General features: G+C 66.1%; 15 protein-coding genes. 6 read left to right on the plus strand and 9 right to left on the minus strand.

What is annotated here, in order from left to right; all coding sequences use genetic code 11:
* Window positions 1-3: 3 nt before the first annotated feature.
* From pglZ to ABIB37_RS04100, 6 genes are all read right to left on the minus strand, one after another.
* Complete coding sequence (pglZ, locus tag ABIB37_RS04075; RefSeq protein ID WP_354257026.1) at window positions 4-2,496, minus strand: BREX-1 system phosphatase PglZ type A; 2,493 nt, start codon at window positions 2,494-2,496, stop codon at window positions 4-6.
* On the minus strand, window positions 2,489-5,872 hold the full coding sequence (pglX, locus tag ABIB37_RS04080; RefSeq protein WP_354257029.1) for a BREX-1 system adenine-specific DNA-methyltransferase PglX: 3,384 nt from the start codon (window positions 5,870-5,872) through the stop codon (window positions 2,489-2,491). The genes pglZ and pglX overlap by 8 nt, the downstream gene beginning before the upstream one ends.
* On the minus strand, window positions 5,872-9,375 hold the full coding sequence (gene brxC / locus ABIB37_RS04085; RefSeq protein ID WP_354257032.1) for a BREX system P-loop protein BrxC: 3,504 nt from the start codon (window positions 9,373-9,375) through the stop codon (window positions 5,872-5,874). The genes pglX and brxC overlap by 1 nt, the downstream gene beginning before the upstream one ends.
* Before the next feature lie 4 nt (window positions 9,376-9,379).
* Window positions 9,380-9,940, minus strand: a complete 561-nt coding sequence (locus ABIB37_RS04090) for a DUF1788 domain-containing protein (RefSeq protein ID WP_354257035.1) — start codon at window positions 9,938-9,940, stop codon at window positions 9,380-9,382.
* A 50-nt stretch (window positions 9,941-9,990) separates the two neighbouring features.
* Window positions 9,991-10,599 carry a DUF1819 family protein gene (locus tag ABIB37_RS04095; protein WP_354257038.1) on the minus strand — a complete coding sequence of 203 codons (609 nt, stop codon included), beginning with the start codon at window positions 10,597-10,599 and terminating at the stop codon, window positions 9,991-9,993.
* 494 nt (window positions 10,600-11,093) lie between these two features.
* The gene (locus ABIB37_RS04100; RefSeq protein WP_354257041.1) at window positions 11,094-11,441 is read right to left on the minus strand and encodes a hypothetical protein; all 348 of its coding nucleotides are present in this window, start codon (window positions 11,439-11,441) and stop codon (window positions 11,094-11,096) included.
* Between the two features lie 119 nt (window positions 11,442-11,560).
* On the opposite strand from ABIB37_RS04100, the gene ABIB37_RS04105 reads away from it, so the two are divergent.
* Window positions 11,561-11,902 (plus strand): Lrp/AsnC ligand binding domain-containing protein, encoded by a 342-nt coding sequence (locus ABIB37_RS04105; RefSeq protein WP_354261526.1) that lies wholly within the window; start codon window positions 11,561-11,563, stop codon window positions 11,900-11,902.
* 3 nt (window positions 11,903-11,905) lie between these two features.
* Here the strand turns inward: ABIB37_RS04105 and ABIB37_RS04110 are convergent, their stop codons facing one another.
* The gene (locus ABIB37_RS04110; protein ID WP_354257044.1) at window positions 11,906-12,712 is read right to left on the minus strand and encodes a nitrilase-related carbon-nitrogen hydrolase; all 807 of its coding nucleotides are present in this window, start codon (window positions 12,710-12,712) and stop codon (window positions 11,906-11,908) included.
* A 145-nt stretch (window positions 12,713-12,857) separates the two neighbouring features.
* Between ABIB37_RS04110 and ABIB37_RS04115 the strand changes: the two genes are divergently transcribed.
* The 4 genes from ABIB37_RS04115 to ABIB37_RS04130 are packed head-to-tail and all read left to right on the plus strand — an operon-like array spanning window position 12,858 to window position 16,267.
* Window positions 12,858-13,097, plus strand: coding sequence for a hypothetical protein (locus ABIB37_RS04115; protein ID WP_354257047.1), 240 nt, complete (start codon window positions 12,858-12,860; stop codon window positions 13,095-13,097).
* On the plus strand, window positions 13,094-14,524 hold the full coding sequence (locus ABIB37_RS04120; RefSeq protein WP_354257049.1) for a purine-cytosine permease family protein: 1,431 nt from the start codon (window positions 13,094-13,096) through the stop codon (window positions 14,522-14,524). Before ABIB37_RS04115 ends, ABIB37_RS04120 begins: the two co-directional genes overlap by 4 nt.
* Window positions 14,524-15,615, plus strand: coding sequence for an alcohol dehydrogenase catalytic domain-containing protein (locus ABIB37_RS04125; RefSeq protein WP_354257052.1), 1,092 nt, complete (start codon window positions 14,524-14,526; stop codon window positions 15,613-15,615). Before ABIB37_RS04120 ends, ABIB37_RS04125 begins: the two co-directional genes overlap by 1 nt.
* Before the next feature lie 25 nt (window positions 15,616-15,640).
* Window positions 15,641-16,267, plus strand: a complete 627-nt coding sequence (locus tag ABIB37_RS04130) for a TetR/AcrR family transcriptional regulator (protein WP_354257055.1) — start codon at window positions 15,641-15,643, stop codon at window positions 16,265-16,267.
* 29 nt (window positions 16,268-16,296) lie between these two features.
* Here the strand turns inward: ABIB37_RS04130 and ABIB37_RS04135 are convergent, their stop codons facing one another.
* A complete protein-coding gene (locus tag ABIB37_RS04135) occupies window positions 16,297-16,740 on the minus strand; it encodes a MarR family winged helix-turn-helix transcriptional regulator (protein WP_354257058.1) in 444 nt (147 codons plus the stop codon).
* Window positions 16,741-16,822: 82 nt separating this feature from the next.
* Between ABIB37_RS04135 and ABIB37_RS04140 the strand changes: the two genes are divergently transcribed.
* Entirely contained in the window at window positions 16,823-17,290 is a 468-nt protein-coding gene (locus ABIB37_RS04140) for a DUF6069 family protein (protein ID WP_354257061.1), read from the plus strand.
* A 15-nt stretch (window positions 17,291-17,305) separates the two neighbouring features.
* Here ABIB37_RS04140 and ABIB37_RS04145 read toward each other — a convergent pair whose 3' ends face one another.
* A complete protein-coding gene (locus ABIB37_RS04145) occupies window positions 17,306-17,902 on the minus strand; it encodes a hypothetical protein (RefSeq protein WP_354257064.1) in 597 nt (198 codons plus the stop codon).
* Window positions 17,903-17,992: the final 90 nt, after the last annotated feature.

Below are 17,992 nucleotides of genomic sequence, written 5' to 3' on the forward strand. Positions count from 1 at the left end.
GTCCTAAAAGTCGAAGTCCGTCGTGAACGACCGCTTGATGGTGTAGTTCCCCTTCGAGAACGACTTCCACTGCGTCGTGTTCGGGATCGGCTCTTCGAGCCGCAGCTCGACGGGCCGGTTGTTGTACTGGTCAGCATCCTGGGTCAGGTACAGCACGGCCTTCTGATAGCGGTCGCGCTGGTCATCGGATGCGCTGACGAAGGTAAGGACGGGCTGGTCGGAGATCACTTTGTCGCCGACGTAGAGCCCGAGCCGCACCTGGCGCGGCTGGATCTTGTCGGTGACGGCCTCGCGCTGAAGCAGCTTGACGGCGAGCTGCCCGGTGGTGATCTTGTCGGTCTCGGGCATGAGGTCGACATTGACCGGTCGGATGTCGCTCTTGCGCTTCTTGTTGACCGCGATCACCGGCACGACGATCTCCTGGAGGGAAGCGCCACCGTGCACGTAGCGGGTGCCAGCGCCGGGTAGCGGGATGCGGTGGATCGACTTGGGGATCTGGATGTCGACGTTTCCCGCGAGGCCTGCCTGGGCCGAGGTGAAGGTCATGAAGGAGGGCGACGGCTTCAGCGACCGGCCGAGCACGTAGCGGCGGTTGGTCTTGGTGACCGCGTCACCTTGCGGGCTCTCCGAGAGGTAGTAGGCCTGCTCCAGCGGGGTGTCTTGGTATTGGAACCCGTGGTCGGCGGTGATAAGGATGTTCGTCGCGTTGGCGTTGGTCCACTTCTTCACCAGGAGCAGCAGCTCGCGAAGGGTCTCCTCGGCAGCCTCGAAGACGGTCCGCTCGGTCGGGGCCTTGTCGCCCGCGGCGTCGATGCGGTCGTGGTAGACGTAGAAGACCTGGTGCTTCGTGTACAGCTCGCGAAGCTCGCTCCCTGGCATGGCCAGCACCTTGGCCGCGGTGATGGCATGTCCCTTGACCGCTTGCAGGATCTTGTCGCGGTTCGCGGTACCGTTCGTCGGCTTCCCGTCCGCGAGCACCGGCAGGCCGACGGGGTCGAGTTCCAGGCTGGAGTGCGGCAGCAGAGAGGCCATGCCGAGTTGGGTGTAGCTCGGCAGCGAGCCGAGCACGGCGGAGAGCGAGGCATCGAAGCGGTCCTCGCCGCGGACCATCGACGCGAGTTGCTCGGCGATCTCGTACCGCATGCCGTCGGAGATAATTACGACCACCTTGGTGCGCCCGTCCCTGACGACGGGGGCGACGTGACGGTCGAAGAACTTCGCCTGCGGCGCAAGCGTCGCAGACTTCCACTCGCTCATGGGCTCAAGGGCCTGCTGCCAGAGCCCGCCGAAGTCGTAGAGGTACTTGTTGGCGTACTGCTTGTCGACCTCGGCCTTGAGCGCTTCGAGCGGCTTGTGGAAGTCGGCGGTCTGGTGGGCGTACGTGAACCAGCGGTAGTGCTGGTCGATGCGGAACCAGTCGGACTGATACTTCTCCAACCCAGCGGCGGTCGAGGCAATGGCATGCGGCAGCACGGCGATCGCGGCGAGCAACTCAGCGGCGCTCTGGATGGCGTCGTAGAGCTTCGCGTACTTGACGCTCCACAAGCTGTGCTGACGCTGCCGGACGATGTCCGAGACCTCGCGCGGCGTCACCGACTGGGTCGCGACGGCGGCGGCGAGTTCGACGATGACCTTGCGGTCGATCTCCTCGAAGATCGTGATCTTGGCCAGTTCGCGGTAGTCGCGCTGGTCGATCTTCGACTTCACGTCGAGCGCGTCAGCCGCGCGGGACGCGAGGGTCGTCATCACGTCCTGCGTGCGCACGTCGTAGCGCAGGGCGTTGAAGTCGCTGCGGATGTTGCGGAACTCGTCGGGGGTGTCTGAGGCGAAGTCCTCGATGGCGCGACCGAACATCCACAGCACGAAGTCGTCCATGGTCGGGGTCGCGCTCGGGTACTTGAAGATGCCGGCGAGCCCATCCCAGAAGAACCGGTCGAGGCCGAAGGCAACGAGGTCGTCGAACTTGGTGCTCTTCCCCGCGGCGTTCTCGACGAGGAGTTCGCGGACAATGTCGGACAGTTTGTTGCCCGATGCCTTGACGAGCACTTGGCACATCTTGGCGCGCAGGCGTGCGGCGTCGTCTCCGTCGGAGAGGAGCTTCTCCAGAGACTGCCTGCGGCTGGTCGCGGCGAAGAACCTCAGGTGCTGTTCGATCACTGGCTGCAAGGCCGGGTCGTTCAGGCCAAGCTCCTGCTGGAGCATCGAGATCTTGTCGGCCGTGAAAACGCCATACGCAAGTTCGAGATCGAGCAGCCAGTTACCAGTACCGCGCGGGACGTCGCCGGAGCGATAGATGAGATGCTTGCTGACGCGGTCGGCAAGGATCGTGTTCTTCGCGCCGAACTCGTTGCCCTCAACACGGATGACGTTGACCGCGCCGAGGTCCAGCGCATCGAGGTCGGCGGCGTACTCACCAGCGGGGTCATGCCAAAACACGACCCGCTGTGAGACAAGCCGGCTTAGGAGGGCATTCTGGACGGAGATCACATCAGTCACTCGCCGCCTCCAGCCCGGGAATCTTCTTGAGCGCGGCGCCGAACTTCGGGTAGTTCGCCTTGACGCCGTCATCGAGGTCGATCGTGACCTGCTGGGTGGCAAGCGGGTAGAGCGTGTCGTGCTCGTACTCGTTCAACTCAACGAGAATCTTGCGGAGCCGGTCAGCTTCCTTCGCGTTCCCGACGCGCTCGGCCTGCTGGAGCGTCGATTCCAGCTTGGTCACGTACTCCCGCAGGTAGGTCAGGACTGTCGAGACCGTCGACTGTGTGTAGCGGTGCATGTAAATCAACGCGTTGAACGAGCCCCTCGGGCTGGAGAAGAGCCAGTAGATCGGGCGCTTCTTGTACCGCTGGACGTGGTCCTTGTGGAAGGACTTCACGAAGTAGTCGCGCAGCTTCTTCACCCCGAGTGATTCGGTGACGAACCGGAGGTTTTCCTCGAAGTGCTGCTCGCCGAACGCGACACGGAGAAACTGGCGGAACCGCCCGACGATGTCGTCCTCGAACCAGTCGCCATCAACGATGGGTATGACGTTGTCGGCGTCCGGCATAAACGTCGGCGTCGGCACCTTGGCGAGGTAGTCCTGCAACGTCGCACCCTGGTCGGCCAAGATCAGCCCCGGCTCATCAAGACTGTAACGACCAAAGAAGCAGCCAACGGAGTGAGAAACAAGCGCCTGTACTTGCTCACGAGCAGTAAGTCGATTCCCCACCTTTGGCAGGCGGATCAGCGGCTCATCCAGGTCGAATGCCTTGCTCACCTCAGCTTCAAGACGCGCCTCAACTTCGATCAGTCTCTGCTCGCGCTCGACCTTCATCGCAGCGTAGGCGTCCAGGGCATCGCTGAGCGAAGCTCCCCTTCTGAGAAGAGGTGATAGTTGAAAGCCCATCGAACCCTCATCTTCATCCCAGTCATCTCGTGCCAAGCTGATCGCCGTCTCTACAAGAGACTCCAACGCAACCGAATCAGTTCCCAAGGTAGGCAGCCGACCGATGCTCCCGACCTCGAAATTCATGGTTGGGCTAAGGGCACTGAGCAGCTCAGCTGCCATCTTCGAGTTCAGGACCGCGAGGGCCCTCAACAACTCCCTCCGCTCACCCATAATCGCCTTGCTACCGCTGCCGAACGTATGGCCAGCCTCGATTATCCTGAAGCTCGGCCGAGAGCTTGTAAGCGCCGACCACCCGATGTGTGGCTGGAAATAGCTTGCATTTCCGTCGTGCCTGAACCCTGGAAGCTTCTCCATCTCGGCAACCGCAACCGCGTTGTATCGGAGCACATGCGACACGTTTCCATACCAACGCCGTTCGGGCCCACCCTTGTGGTGCGGAGCCCATGGGCGAGCCACCGAGCCACCACCAATCCGCCCCACCGAGACCTCGTGCCAAAGACGAAAGAACCTGTCATTGCTCCCCGTAGAGATGCCAGCGACGGCAGGGAGCCGCTCGGACATCGGAATCGGTCCGGACAATAAACCGACGAGCTCGTCGGCGAGTCGGAACGCGATCGGGTAGCCCGGAATCTCAAGGAACTTCGAAGTGCTACCTGCGAACCAATTCTCATCAAGTGCCGCACCCGCGAGGGCCGCCTCGACTTGTCGCCGCTTTGCCTCAACTCCGGGAAGCGACGTCATAATGAACGAAACGTGGGCGTTTGGGTCGCCGCCGACGGTCAGCACGAAGGCCGAGTTGGCGCCAAACTTCGAAGGCAGGTTGCCAGAATCGTGCACGTGGATGAAGCTTGAGAATGCTGCTCGCTCGAGGATCTCTTTGCGGAATTCCTCGAAAGACTTGATGAACATCCACGTATCACCAGTGACGGCAGCGACCGCGCCGCCGGGCACGACCCAGTCAAGCCCACGCTTCACGAAGCACGCATAAAGGTCCTGCTTGCACCGAGGGTACTTCTCCTTAAGAAACTCACTCAGCGCCGGTCCTATGTTCCCACTGCCCATATAGGGCGGATTCGCGATCACCACCGCATAGCGATCAACGAGGTAGCGAGCTTGGGCGATGACCGTCTGCGCCTGATCCAGTGTGCTTGCAGTCAGGAGGTCCCCGTCGTCGTCGAGCGCGATGAGGTGACGCGCAAGTCTCGCGGTCAGGTCCGGATCGGGCTCGATGAGCGAGCCGAAGGAATCTGCCTCAGCAAACTGGTTCCAGAATGTTTCCTCTGCGTAACGATCTCCGTCCATGGTGACGAGGAAGTCCAGTTCGTCCGGGCCGAACGAGATCGGGTTGATAATGCAGATGTTGGCCTCGACCGGTTTGTTGAAGAATGTCCGCTGCTTGGCCCGTGCCTTCATCGTGAGGGCGAATGCAGCCAAGGCGCCGGCACGGGGGTCGATCTCGGTGCCGTAGAGGTTGTTCGCGAGAATCAGGCTCGGGATTTGAGACGGCGTGTATCCCTCTTCTTCGTAGATCGCGTAGAGAAGATCGAAGGCGTAGGTGAGCATGTGGCCGGAGCCACATGCAGGGTCAATTACCGTGAGTTCTTCGGGCCGGGTGATCTTGAGTAAGTCTGTCTCTTCATCGACTGGGGCGATGTAGTAGTCCATCTGGTCGACAAGGCGCGACTCGGGATGGTTGAGCATCCACAGGCGGCCCACGGAATTCTCAACGAGGTACCGGACGATCCAGTGTGGGGTGAAGAGCTGGGTGGCGGCAGGGATCTCGTCGGCGCCGGCCTTCTTGTTCTTCTTGAACCCGGCGAAGACTTCGTCCTTCCGCTCGGAGATGTAGAACTGGTAGAGCCAGCCGATGACCTCGACGTCCTGGCAGACGTCCTCGGTGAGCAACTTGACCGAGCGGGTGAGGACCGAATCCTCAGCGAGCAGGTTCGCGGGGATAAGCAGCTCGGTGTAGTCGCCTTCGCGCTCGAACATGAACGGCATCGCCCGGTTCCAGTAACGGCAGCAGTCCGCGAGGAGGAGCGCGTATGCCTCGGCCTGGGCATCGACCCCGGGGCGCGGCTGGCGGGTGCCATTGAGTAGCCCGGGAACGATCGTCGCGTTCGCGCCCTTGACCACGTCACCGTCGACCTGGCCGCGCTTGGCGGCGGCAAGAATTTCGGGCTGCCCGACCTGATCGGCGGCGGGCGAGACAACGCCGATGCCGGTGTAACCGTTCGCGTCCATGAAGCGCAGCGCGATGATGCGGTTGAACCATGTGTAAGCAACCTTGTCAGCAACATGCGCCCTGCCCTCGTCGCCGCCGCCCCCGCCGGCGATCGCCCGCTCCAACGCGGTCACGGCACGGGGCTGTTCAACCCGCTCTGGTGAACCCTGCGCGAGCACGGCCGTGATGCGCGCGCCGACCTCGCGGATGAGTTCCGTGCGCGCCGAGGTGGCGAAGGACTTCAGCGATGCAGTGTCCATCAGAGCGTGATTCGCTTTCCGTCATTGAGGGTCGCGACAAGCGCGGCACGGTACTTGGCGAGGTAGTCGTCGAGGTCGCCTTCAGACTCGAGCACCTTGCCGGAGACGCCCGGGACGCTGATCGTCTTGACCGAGACAGTCTGCTTCGGCTTGGACTTCGGCACGTCGTCGCCGCCAGCCTCGTCGCCAGCTTGCTGAGCAGCCGCGAGCGCATCGAGGAGTTCCGGGTAGCCAGACTGCTCGAAGTTCGATTCGAGTTGGAGGATCAAAGCGATCTGGTCCTCGCCAGCAAGTCGTGTGAGGACCTGGTCGATGCGCCGGGTCACGCTTGCTTGCCCCTCGGGGATCGCGTTGGCGTAGTAGGTGCTGGCGAGGATCTCGGCCTTGCGTCCCTCAATGGCGGTTGCCACGGCAACGCGCTGCTGGGTGACGGCATCGTCTAGTTCACCTCGGAGGGTGTCGGCGGCAACCTTGAGCGCGTTCATCTTGTTGCCGCGGAACGCGTTGGGATCCGACAGGAGTGCCTTGACAGGGTCGGCGGCCCCCGGCGCGAGGTAGCCGAGATTGCCCGTGTTCGTACTGAGGAGAGCCTGGGCCTCGTCGAAGATCGTCGCCTGCTGGCCGTTGATGAACGACTTGATCGGGTCGATCGTCTCTTCCTTGGCCTCAAGGAGTTCGTCGGCCTTGTCGAAGTTGGTGAGGTACCAGTCGGTGGACTTGCCGACGACCGCATCCAGCAGGGCGACGACATTCGAAAGCTGACTCACGAAGGGGTACTTGCTAGCTGTCACGAGGGCGTTGAGCTCTTCGCCCTTGGCTTCGAGCCTGTCCTTGCCGTAGCGGGCGAGCTCTGCGGGGTCACTGGGCACTGCGCCCTCATCGAAGAAGTCCGTGCAGAACTTCTTGAATGCACTGACCTTCCCCTGGTCGTACGCCTTCTGGGGTGCGACGACGACGTACTGGTGCTTTCCGGTGTTGCGGATTAGCGCTGCCGCCTCTGTCCGGACGACAGGGTTGGAGTCGACGGTGAGCGCAACCTTGCCGTTACCTACGAGCCAACCGATCACGACCTCGATGGAGCCGAGGTCCCAGCCGTAGGGCTTGGCCTCAAAGCGGTCGACGACCTTCTTCATCGTGACCTGCTCACCGAGTCCCGTCTGGGCGATGACCCACGACTCCATCTCGGCGCCGGGCGAGTTGAGCGTGCTGAGGTTCCCTGCGCTGAACATCGCTTGGTCGTTCTGGACGACGCCGGCCACCGCCTGCTCCGGGTAGATCTTGCCGCCGAGAAGGCCGAGGCTCGTGTAGGTGCGGCTGACGAGCTCCTGGAACCCGTCGGTGACGCGCGTGACTGCGTCCTGCGAGCTGGACGTGATCTCGGCGGCGTTAATGATCAGCTGCGCCTTGCCGACGGCCTGGCGCAGGCGCACGATGAGTTCCTTCTCACGGTCGGCGTTGAGCACCTGCTTCGACTGAAGAATCGCCTGCATCGACGGCGTTGCACCCGAGCTCGTGCGCTGCTTGTTGTACTTCTCCGTCTTGAGCAGCAGGCGCACGTCGGCGAGCAGCCGCTTGTCGCGGCCCAGGAAGACCCGCAGCTCGTTCTTGCCCATGCTCTGCGACAGGATCTCGGTGTCGGTGTAGCTCGTCTCGGGCGTGATGAAGTGGATGCTCAGTTCGCGCTGGTTGCCTTGCACGATGTCGTCGAGCTTGTAGCCGAACGCGAAGTCCTGGCCGTTCTTGGCGTACTTGAGCTTGTTGGTCTTGAGGATTTCGGACGACAGGTACCGGAAGAGCTTGCTGGAGACCTCGGAGGAGTCAATGTCGACCGCCTTGATCTCCTTCTCGATCTCCTGCTCCTCGTTGGTGAGGTACTCGTAGACGTTGCCGTTGCGCTGGACGTACGACTGCGTCTCCAGCAGGTTGAGCGCCTCCTGCACCTGCTTGCCCAGCCCCGTGAGGTCGAGCCCGAAGCGGTCGTAGACGAGCACGGTGAGGTTGCGTGGCGTGGCCTTGAAGGTGTCGACGTACTTGACCAGGAAGAGCGCCTTCAGGAGGCGATTGGCGAGGACCGTGACCTCGGAGCCGGGGTCGGGAAGGTGCTTCTCGGCCTGGAGGATCGCGCTCTGCGCCGTCGACTTCAGGGCAGCGCTGATGCCCGCGAACATCTGGTCGAAGGTGGCGAGGTAGCCCACCTGCTCGGCGCCGATGCGCTTGGCGACCTCCTGAACCACGCCCAGCATGGAGCGCTCGCCGACCGAGCTGTTCTTGCCCTCGAACATGTTGTGGTCGGACAGGCCCTCGATCGCGGACTGGAACATCGGGATCTGGTAAGTGACGAAGGGGTAGGTGTTGATGAAGCGGCCTTCGTCCACGTAGTTGCGGTAAGTCTTCGCGCCGTCGACGAAGTTGAAGATCGTCGGGAAGTTCGCCGCCTGCGTGGAGTGGATCGTCTTTAGCGCGCCGGCGCCCGCATCGTTCTTCTCCAGCAGACGCTTGCTGATGACCTCCTCGACGTCCTGGCTGGTCAGCTTCACCTTGGCGCTGAAGCGAGCCTGGATCTTGGAGAAGTCATTGCCCTGCTGCCGCGTGCGGTCGCCGATAACCTTGTCCATGTCCTCCTGCGAGGTGACGAACACCCACGAGCGCCCCTTGCACTTGGTGTTGAGAGACTCGGCGATCGTCTGGAGGTTGAGCATGAGCCTGACGTCGTCGGCGATGAACTGGCCGACCTCGTCGACGAAGAAGTTGAGTCGGAAGCCGGGCTCCTGCTTGTCGATCCAGGCCTTGACTGACGTGGCGAAGTCTTCGATCGAGACTGCGTAGGACTTCTGGTACTGGGCGATGATGCCGAGGTTCGCCTCGCCGTTGACCTCGGCGAACGCCCGGTCGATGTTGTGGCCCTCCAGCGCGGTCTGCTCGCGACCCTGGGACCAGTCGATGCCGGCGTGCCTGGCGAATGCCTCCTTGAACGCCTCGTACTGGCCGCGCTTGTCGAGGTCCTCCTCGAAGCGGGCGACCGCGCCGTCGTTGCCGAAGTAGCCGCGGCTCTCGTCGAAGACCTTGACGAATACCTTGAGCAAGGCGTCGGTCTGGTCCTTCGCAATTAGGGTCGCCTTCTGATCGATGTTGAACAGCAGGCTCTTGGCCGGGATCCCGGCGGCCTTCTTCAGCGACGCGACCAGGAACGCATCGTTGGTCTTGGCGAGGAAGCTCTCGCTCACCTTCTCTCGCCGGAACGCCTGGCCCTCGACGTCGCCGAGGAGGTGGGCGAGCATCTTGAGCAGGTGGGACTTACCGGAGCCGAAGAAGCCCGAGATCCACACGCCGTTGGCGTTGGTGTAGTTCGTGTACTCCTCCAGCAGCGGCGCGACACCCTTCGCGGCGTCGTTAGTGAAGACGTACTCCTCGACCTCGATGCCCAGGTGGTCGACGTCGTCGGCCTTGACGACGCCCTCGATCGAGCGGGTGACGTCCTTGAGGAAGATCTCGTTGAGTTTCATCGGGTCATGCTTCCTGGTCGAGGATGCGCTTGGCGCGGTAGAAGGAGTCGTCCTTGAGCTGGCCGAAGAGCACGAGTGCTGAACCTTGCGTGGCCGACACCTCGTACCGGCCTGGGAAGAACATCAGCATCGGCTTGTCCGAGACGACCGTTTGCAGGTTGCTCAGCACCGTGTGCGAGCGCACGAACGGGAACACCTCGCCAATTCCGGTGAGGAAGAGGATGTCGAACGACTCGCCTGCCATTCGCTCCTTGACCGCCGGAGCGAGGTGCAGCTGCGGATCGAGCATGTTCTGGAGGAGATGGAGAAAGTCGGGCTTGTCCATCGTCGTCTCGGCGGCGAGGACACGCTCCCACACATTGCGCGTCTTGAGCAGTTCGACCGAGAGGTCATAGAGATTGATCTCGAAGACCTTGATGCCCCGCTCGGTCTCGAGCTTTGTCTTGATGCGCTTCTTGGCCTGGGCGACGTCGAGAGCCCAGGCGGGCTCGTAGTCGTAGATGAAGTGAGCGACCTCGTTGCCGAGGCCCTCCATCTTCAGGAAGCGCTCGCTGCTGAGCACCATGAATAGGTGTTCCTCCTGCTGAGCCAACGTCGACTTGGAGTGCAGGGACATTAGACACCTCTCGTCGGGAAGAAGCGCAGGTCGTCCCTGCCAGGCGCTGTCAGCAGGTCAGCCAACCGCCCGGACAGCAGGGCCGGCACGATCTCATCATTTGGCGTCACCAAGTCGGCCTCCCGCATCATGCGGAAGACGGTCTGGCGGATGCCGGCCTTCATCGCGTCCGAGAGGCCCTCAAGTTCTGGGTGCCATAGGGCCTGCCTCAACACAAATCTTTCGAGATGCTCCGGCGAGATCGTCGACGCAAGGATGAGGTAGCGCTCGCGGACAACCTGCTCTGCGAAATCGCCGATAAATGGGTAGGCGCGGCAGGCCGCTGCCCACAGGAGGTATCCGCGCTCCCTAGGAGCCGCGTCGAGCAAGAACTCCACCTCATCATCGGACAGCACGGCCAACCGTCGAACGGCTTCACGGGTCAGGCGAACGCCCGACCGGTGAGTGCGGGCCTGCACGGAATTCTCGCTGACCGCGCGATCACGAACCGATTCCCACGACTCTCCAGGCCTGCGCATCTCGGCGAGGAGGGTGGTCTCACGCATGAGCAGCGCTCGGCTGACAAAGTTCAGCGCGTAGGGCGGCTCGACAGCGGAACTGTTGCTCATGGACACCTCCTCTAGGAAACCGGCAAGTCATTCAGGAAACCTTGACCCACTGACACCGATACACAGCGGTCACGCTCCGCGGCTCGGGCGCTGCCGCGCCATTGCGGGTCCGGCCCTGAACCGCCGGTCGAAGCGATGCGCTGTCGTCTGCGCGTCCGTGATCCACTCGCGGGTGGTGGGTGATGCGCACGTGACGGGAGTTTCTGTCGCAGACAGCCACGACTGAGCCACGTCGATGACCTCCGGGTTCCATGCGCAAACACCGCAACCTTATCGACGACGGGCGGTGCGGATACCAGCGGCACGCCATTGAAGGCTGCGTGGGCCCCTCGACATCGACGGTCCAGCTGGGCGGTCGCTGCCCGAGAGAACTCGCTCCGTTCAGGCGTCTCGCGCCGATGTCGCCCCCATACAGCATTCGGTACCAGTTGTCAGCGCCGGACGTCTTCGGCAGGATCGCTTCATGCGAGCGGTGCGAGTCGAGCCCATGCCCACTACAGTCGACCCGTTTCGAGAACAGCCGTGTTTCTCCCGACCGACACCGCGCTCGTGACGAGCGGGTCCTCGGGCTGCACGCGCGCGCGCACCTGTCGTTCCGGGTCGCGGGGTCGACGGCGCCGCTGCTCGAGCGGATGGCGCAGCTCGACAGCCCGGTGTTCATCTCCGAGACGGTCGGGCCGTTCGAGGTGGCCGCCGAGGTCCACACCCGGGACCGGCGCGAGCTGCAGGCCGCGATGCGCACCCTGCGCGGCGCCGACGGCGTGGTCGACATGCAGCTGACCGTCTATGAGCACGTGCTGAACAGCTTCTTCCTGGCCGCGGAGCCGGACAGCGAACAGCACCTCGACGACGCCGACCTCGCGCTCATCTCGCAGCTGCAGCGCGACGGGGGATCGGGTACGCCGAGCTCGCGGACGCCAGCGGCCTGTCGATCAACGGTGCTCGTGGCCGCGTGCAGCGGATGCTCGACCTCGGCATCATGCGGATCGGGGCGGTGCGGCAGCGGTCGGACTCCACCCGCAACTTCCCGTTCGGCCCGGGGATCACCCTCCACGACGCCGGCGACCGGGTGATCGAGCTCATCGCGAACCGGCCGGGCCTCGAGTTCTTCGCGCGCACCTACGGCCGGTTCGACCTGGTCGCGACCGTGCCCTTCTCCTCCTTCGAGGACTTCCACGAGCTGCTCGACACGCTGCGCTCGCTCGAGGGCGTGCGCTCGGTCGACACCTGGCTGCACGCGCGGATCAAGCAGGAGCGCTACCAGTTCGCGCATCAGCTGCCGCTCGCGGCGGCGCGCCGGTAGCCGTCAGCCGCGCGGCAGGTCGGCGACGTAGGTGTTGATCGAGCGCGCGCGCTCGATGGCCGCGACCGGCACCCTCAGCACGACCACGCCGGGTTCGTCGCTCAGGAGCACCGCGTTGTGCCCGAAGGGGGTCGCGATGCAGCTGCGGCCGGTGAAGCCCGGGCCGCACTGGTTTGCGTACGCGATCACGACGCCGTTCTCCAGCGCCCGGGCCGGCAGCTGCAGCGTCGAGATCTGCGTAGCCGAGTAGTGCCACGCGTCGCCGAGGCCCTCGACGCCCTCCTCCACCGTCGGCACTGCCGTCGGCACGAGCAGGACGTCGGCGCCCGCGACAGAGAGCGAGCGCGCGAACTCGGGGAACTCGACGTCGTAGCAGATGCCCACGCCCCAGCTCGTGCCGTTCCAGGCGACCGGCTCTCCGTATGCGGCCGCCGGCGTCATCCACTCCTGCTCCACGCCGCCGAACAGGTGGCGCTTGTGCACGCGCGACAGCTCCTCCCCTTCGGGCGAGAAGAACGAGGCGGAGATGTGGTGCGCCGGCCCGACCGTGTCGACCGAGGATGCGACCAGCGCGATCCCTTGTGAGCGGGCGATGGCCGCGAGCGCCGTCCGGATCGCCGCGCCGTCGTGCTTCCACGCGCGGTCGGGCGCGTAGCCGGTGGCGAAGAGCTCGGGCGTCACGACGACGTCGGCGCCCTGCTCGGCGGCGGAGGCGACCAGCCCGTCGAGCGTCGCGAGGTTCTGGTCGACGTCGTCGATCACGGCGACCCCCTGGGCGACGGCGATCGCGTGGCTCTTCGGCGCATCCATCCGAACATCCTCCCCTGCGCTCGGCGTCGCTGCCATCCGGAGTTGACGACAGCGTCATCGTGCCTCAGTATGACGCTAAACCAAATCGGATTTGGTTTACGGCCGCGAGCGCGGCCCGTCCCCTGCCATGGCGAAGGAGCCGGCGATGACGTCACCCCAGCAGAGCGCGACCGCAGCGTCGCACCCGACCGCGTTCGAGCGCACGCTCGTCGCCGGCGGCACCGATCCGGCGGTCGCCGCCGAGCTCGAGCGCCGCATCCAGATCGTCGAGCACGACGAGCGCGACGAGCCGTCGCGACTGCCGATGACCGGCCGCGAGATCGCGGTGTACGTCGGCGTCTCGGTCGTCGCCGTCGTCATCGGCCTCCTGGTGGTGGTCCTGTGAGCGCGCGCGGCGAGGCCGTCGTCGACCCGAAGCTCGCCAACGAGCACGTCTTCGGCACCTTCCCGCTGCTGAAGAAGGAGCGCTTCTGGAGCGCCCTCGACTTCACGTGGGTCAACACCGCCCTCGCGATCGCGACCTGGGCGTTCCTCGTCGGCGGCTCGACCGCGCTGCTCGTGGGCTTCGAGGCGGGCATCGCCGCGATGCTGATCGGCAACGCGATCGGCCTCTGCTTCATGGTGCTCGCCTCCGTCGTCGCCTCGCAGCGCTGGGGCTCGGAGCAGTACACGCTGCTGCGCGGCGCCTTCGGGGTCGTCGGCGTCGGCATCATCGTCTTCACCGTCATCCTCGTCACCGAGATGGGCTGGTCGTCGCTGCTCGCCGTCATGGCCGGTCGCGCGACCAGCCAGGTCGCCGCGACCTTCGCCGGCACCGACCTCGGCCAGTACGGCCCGGTCGTCACGATCGGCGGCCTCGTCGCCATCCTCATCGCCTGGTGGGTGCTCTCGCGCGGACCGGTCACGATCGGCCGCTTCAACGCGATCATCGCGCCGGGACTGGCCGTCGTGACCGTGATCATGATGGTGTTCCTCGTCGTCAACACGTCATGGGACGCCCTCTTCACCGCCTCGCCGATCGCGCCGTTCGACGACCCGACGCTCAACTTCATGGTGGCGGTCGAGTTCAACGTCGGCGTCGGCGTCTCCTGGTACCCCGTGATGGGCTCGCTCGCCCGCATGACCCGCAGCCGGAAGGCCGCCGTCTGGCCCGCATACGGCGGACTGCTCATCGCGACGCTCATCGCGCAGGTCGTCGGCATGGCCGCCGCGCTCACGCTCGGCGACTCCGACCCGACCGTCTGGATGGTGCCGTTCGGCGGCGCGATCCTCGGCGCCGCGGTGCTCATCTTCATCGCGTTCGCCAACATCACGTCGATGTCGTCGATCGTCTACTCGACGATCCTCGCCATCCGGCAGTCGTCCGGCGGGCTGCTGGCGAAGGTGCCGTGGAAGGTGCTGACCGCATCGTTCTTCATCGTGCCCGCGATCATGACCTTCTTCCCGCAGTTCATGTACGAGCAGTTCATGATCTTCGTCTCGGTCTCGGGCGCGTTCCTCACCGCCATCTGCGGCGTCGCCGTCGCCGACTACTTCGTGCTGCGCAAGCAGCGCGTCGAACTCCGCGAGCTGCACCTCGGGCAGCGCGGCACGCTCTACGCCTTCGCCGGCGGCATCAACTGGGCGGGCCTCATCGCGCTCGTCGCGGGCGCCGCGTTCTACCTGTGGCTCTACAACCCGATCACGCTCGAGACGCAGGCCGTCTTCTCGGTGATCACCGCATCCCTGCCCGCGGCCATCGTCGCCGCGGTCGTCTACCTCGCGCTCTCCGCCGTGCTCTACCGCGGCCGCGCCACGGAGGTGGTGCGCTGATGGCGACCACGCGCGCAGCCGTCTACAGCGGCAAGCCCGAGCTCGACATCCGCGAGGTCACGCTCCGCGACCCCGGCCCCGGCGAGGTGCTCATACGCATCGGCGCCTCGGGCGTCTGCGGCTCCGACCGGCACGTGCTCGACGGTGACTGGGACATGCCGCAGCCGACGATCATGGGCCACGAGGGCGCGGGCGTCGTCGAGGCGGTCGGCGACGGCGTGCGCAGCCTCGAGCCCGGCGACCACGTGATCATGACCTGGTTCTACCCCTGCGGCGTCTGCACCAGTTGCCGCGAGGGCCGCACCTGGGTGTGCACCGGCTCCGGCTCGGAGGCATGCGTGCTGCCGGACGGGTCGACCCCGATGACCCTCGACGGCGACACCGCCTACCCCTACCTCGCCGTCGGCTCGATGAGCGAGCGCGTCGTGGTGGCCGAGCAGGCCGCGATCAAGGTGCCGAAGGAGCTGCCGTTCGACGTGGCGGCGCTCATCGGCTGCTCGATCGCCACCGGCGTCGGCGCGGTCGTCAACGATGCCGAGCTGAAGGCGGGCCGCTCCGCGCTCGTCATCGGCGCGGGCGGCGTGGGCATCAGCATCATCATGGGCCTCGCCCTCGCCGGTGCGAGCCCGATCATCGTCGCCGACGTGACGGACGCGTCACTCGAGCTCGCGCGCGAGTTCGGCGCGACCCACACCGTCAAGTCGGACGCGTCGCTCCCCGACCGCATCCGCGAGCTCGTGCCCGGGGGCGTCGACGTCGCCTTCGAGGCGATCGGGCGCCCCGACACGATCGCGATCATGCCCGCGACGCTCAAGCGCGGCGGCACGGCGGTCATCGTCGGCCTGCCGCCGCAGGACCGGCCGGTGCCGATCGACGCGCTCGCGCTCGCCGAGGAGGGCAAGTCGCTGCTCGGCTCGAACTACGGCTCGACCGTGCCCGCGCGCGACTTCCCGATGCTCGCGCAGCTCTACCTCGACGGCCGCCTGCCGATCGACCGGCTCATCACGAACCGCATCCCGCTCGACGAGGTGAACGACGCCTTCGACCTCATGCGGTCGGGCGCCCGCGGGCGAAGCGTCATCATGTTCTGAGCCCCTCGCAACCGAACGGAGCCTCGTGGCCAGGCCGAAGCACCGCATCCTCTCCCCGCAGCTGATCGCGGGAGCGGCGCTTCGGCTGGTCGCGAAGCACGGCGACTTCACCATCCCGGGGGTCGCCGCGGCGCTCGGCGTGCACCCCTCGTCGCTGTACCACCACCTGCCGGGCGGGCGCGCGGCGATCGTGCATCGCATGCGCGAGGAGCTCTACGGCTCCATCGACCTGGGACCGGCGCTCGACACCTCGGAGGCGCCGCTCGAGCGGCTGCGCCTGTGGATGCGGGCGTACCGCGCCGCCACCGCCCGCGTCCCTGCCGTCGTGCCGGTGCTCGTGGGGGCGCCAGTCGAGGACTTCCGGACGCTCGAGATCTACGAGGCGCTGTTCGTCATCCTGCGGGATGCGGGGGTGCCGGTCGAGCAGCGGGTCGCCTGCTCGGCGATGGTCGACGCCCTCGTGCTGGGTTCGGCCGTCGACGCCGGGTCGCCGGCGCCCCTGTGGCGCAGCGAGGGGCACGACCTGCCAGAGCTGCGAGGGGTCGTCGCCGCGCGCGATGACGCGGACCGCGCACTCGCCGGCTTCGAGCTCGGCGTCGAGGCGGTCGTCGCGGCGGTGGCGAGCCTGGCGGCGCCGCCGCGCGTTGCCTGAGGCGCCCGCCGACTGAAGCGCGGAGCGCGCTACGCACCGTCGACGAGCTTGGTGAGCAACGACCGCAGCTGCGCTCGCTCCGCGGCGTCGAGGGCGCGCATCGCGGTCGACTCGGAGGTCACGGCTCCCACGAGGCGTGCACGGATCTCCACGCCGGCCGGGGTCGGCGCCAGCAGCTTCACGCGACGATCCGGCCCAGCGGTCCGCTCCGCCACGCCGCGGGCTTCGAGCTCATCGGCGACGCCGGTGACGTACGAGGCGTCGACGAGCAGCCGCTCGGCGATGCGTCGCATCGGCATCGGCTCGTCGAGCAGCAGCAGCACGCGCGCCATCGACGGTGTGATGCCCATGGGCTGCGCGGCTTTCGTGAGGTCGGCCCCCGCGAGCGCGGCCGCGCGGTGGGTGAGCATCGCCAGTTCGCGTGTCTCCTGCAGGGCATCCGGCTCCGTCACCCCGCCAGAGTACTTGGCCAAGTCAATGCTTGACCTAATCAAGCATTGAGCGCATCATGGCGTCACGAGGACCCCGCATCGGGGTCGTGGCGGAGGAGGAATCATGACGAACGCATCCCAGCCCGGCGCGGGCGCAGCGCAGGTCGAGCTACCCGCCGCTCCAGTGGAAGCCCCGGACCGACGGGGAGGCCGCAGTCTGCTCGCGCGCGGGCTGCTCAGCGCAGGCATCGCCACGGCCGTGAACCTGGCTATCCTCGCGGCCGCCACTGCTGCCGGCGCGTCCATGGTGGTGGCGCAGGGCGGATCGGAGATCGCGGTGGGATTCGTCCCGGTGCTGGTGGCAACGTTCGTGCCACTGGCGCTTGCGACGGTCGTCGCGTGGCTGCTCGCGAAGCGGTGGCCACGCGCGATCCCGGTGCTCGCGTGGACGGGACTCGTGGTCGCAGCGGCGTCGGCGATCGCGCCGCTCACCGGGGCCCTCGACGCGGGCACCGGCATCGCGCTGGCGCTCATGCACCTCGTCGCGGGCGTGAGCTGGTTCACGGCGCTCCGCTCGCAGCGCCGCCGCTGACTCCCGGGAGCCGGCTCAGGCCGCGAGGGGCTCCCCGCAGTCCCGGCACGTGGCGGCGACGGGCACGACCATGAAGCAGTTCGGGCATGTGGTCTCGCGCATCACCGCGGGCGGCGGGGTCGGCGCGGCGGCGGTCGCGCGACTACGCGAAGGCTGAGCGCTGCGCGAGGGCCGCGCGGGCCGAGACAGCACCGGCGCGAGCACGGTGGGCGTGCCGCCGTCGGCCGGCAGCGCTGCACCGAAGGCGCGGTAGCACTCGAGGCGGTCCTCGGCGGCGCGCTGCTCCCGCCCGCGCGCGTCGAGGAGGCCCGACGCCCCGGGGTGGCTGTCTCCGACGCGGAGCTCAGCCGTGACACACAATGACGCAAGGCGAGGCTCGCCGCGCTGCTCCGCATCCGCCGCCACCGAGCCGAGGACGCGGCCGATCCACTCGGGCGCGGGCTGGTTCGTCGAGACGCCGGTGCGATGCTGCACCTGCGCGCCGAGGTCGTCCTCGGTGATCCAGGATCCGTACTCGTGAGCGGTCTCGATGAGCACCTCTCGGGCAGCCGGCCACCACTGGCGGATGGCGTCGGCCTGCGAGACGTACTTGCCGTTCGCGAGATGGGGCATGGAACCTCCTCGGGGTTGCAGGTTCAACCGTACGCGGGTCGCCCGTTCCCCTCAGACCGACCGCCTCGCCGAGACCGATGGCAACTCGGA

This window comes from Agrococcus sp. UYP10 (assembly GCF_040547205.1).
In the GTDB taxonomy this organism is placed as follows: Bacteria; Actinomycetota; Actinomycetes; order Actinomycetales; family Microbacteriaceae; genus Agrococcus; species Agrococcus jenensis.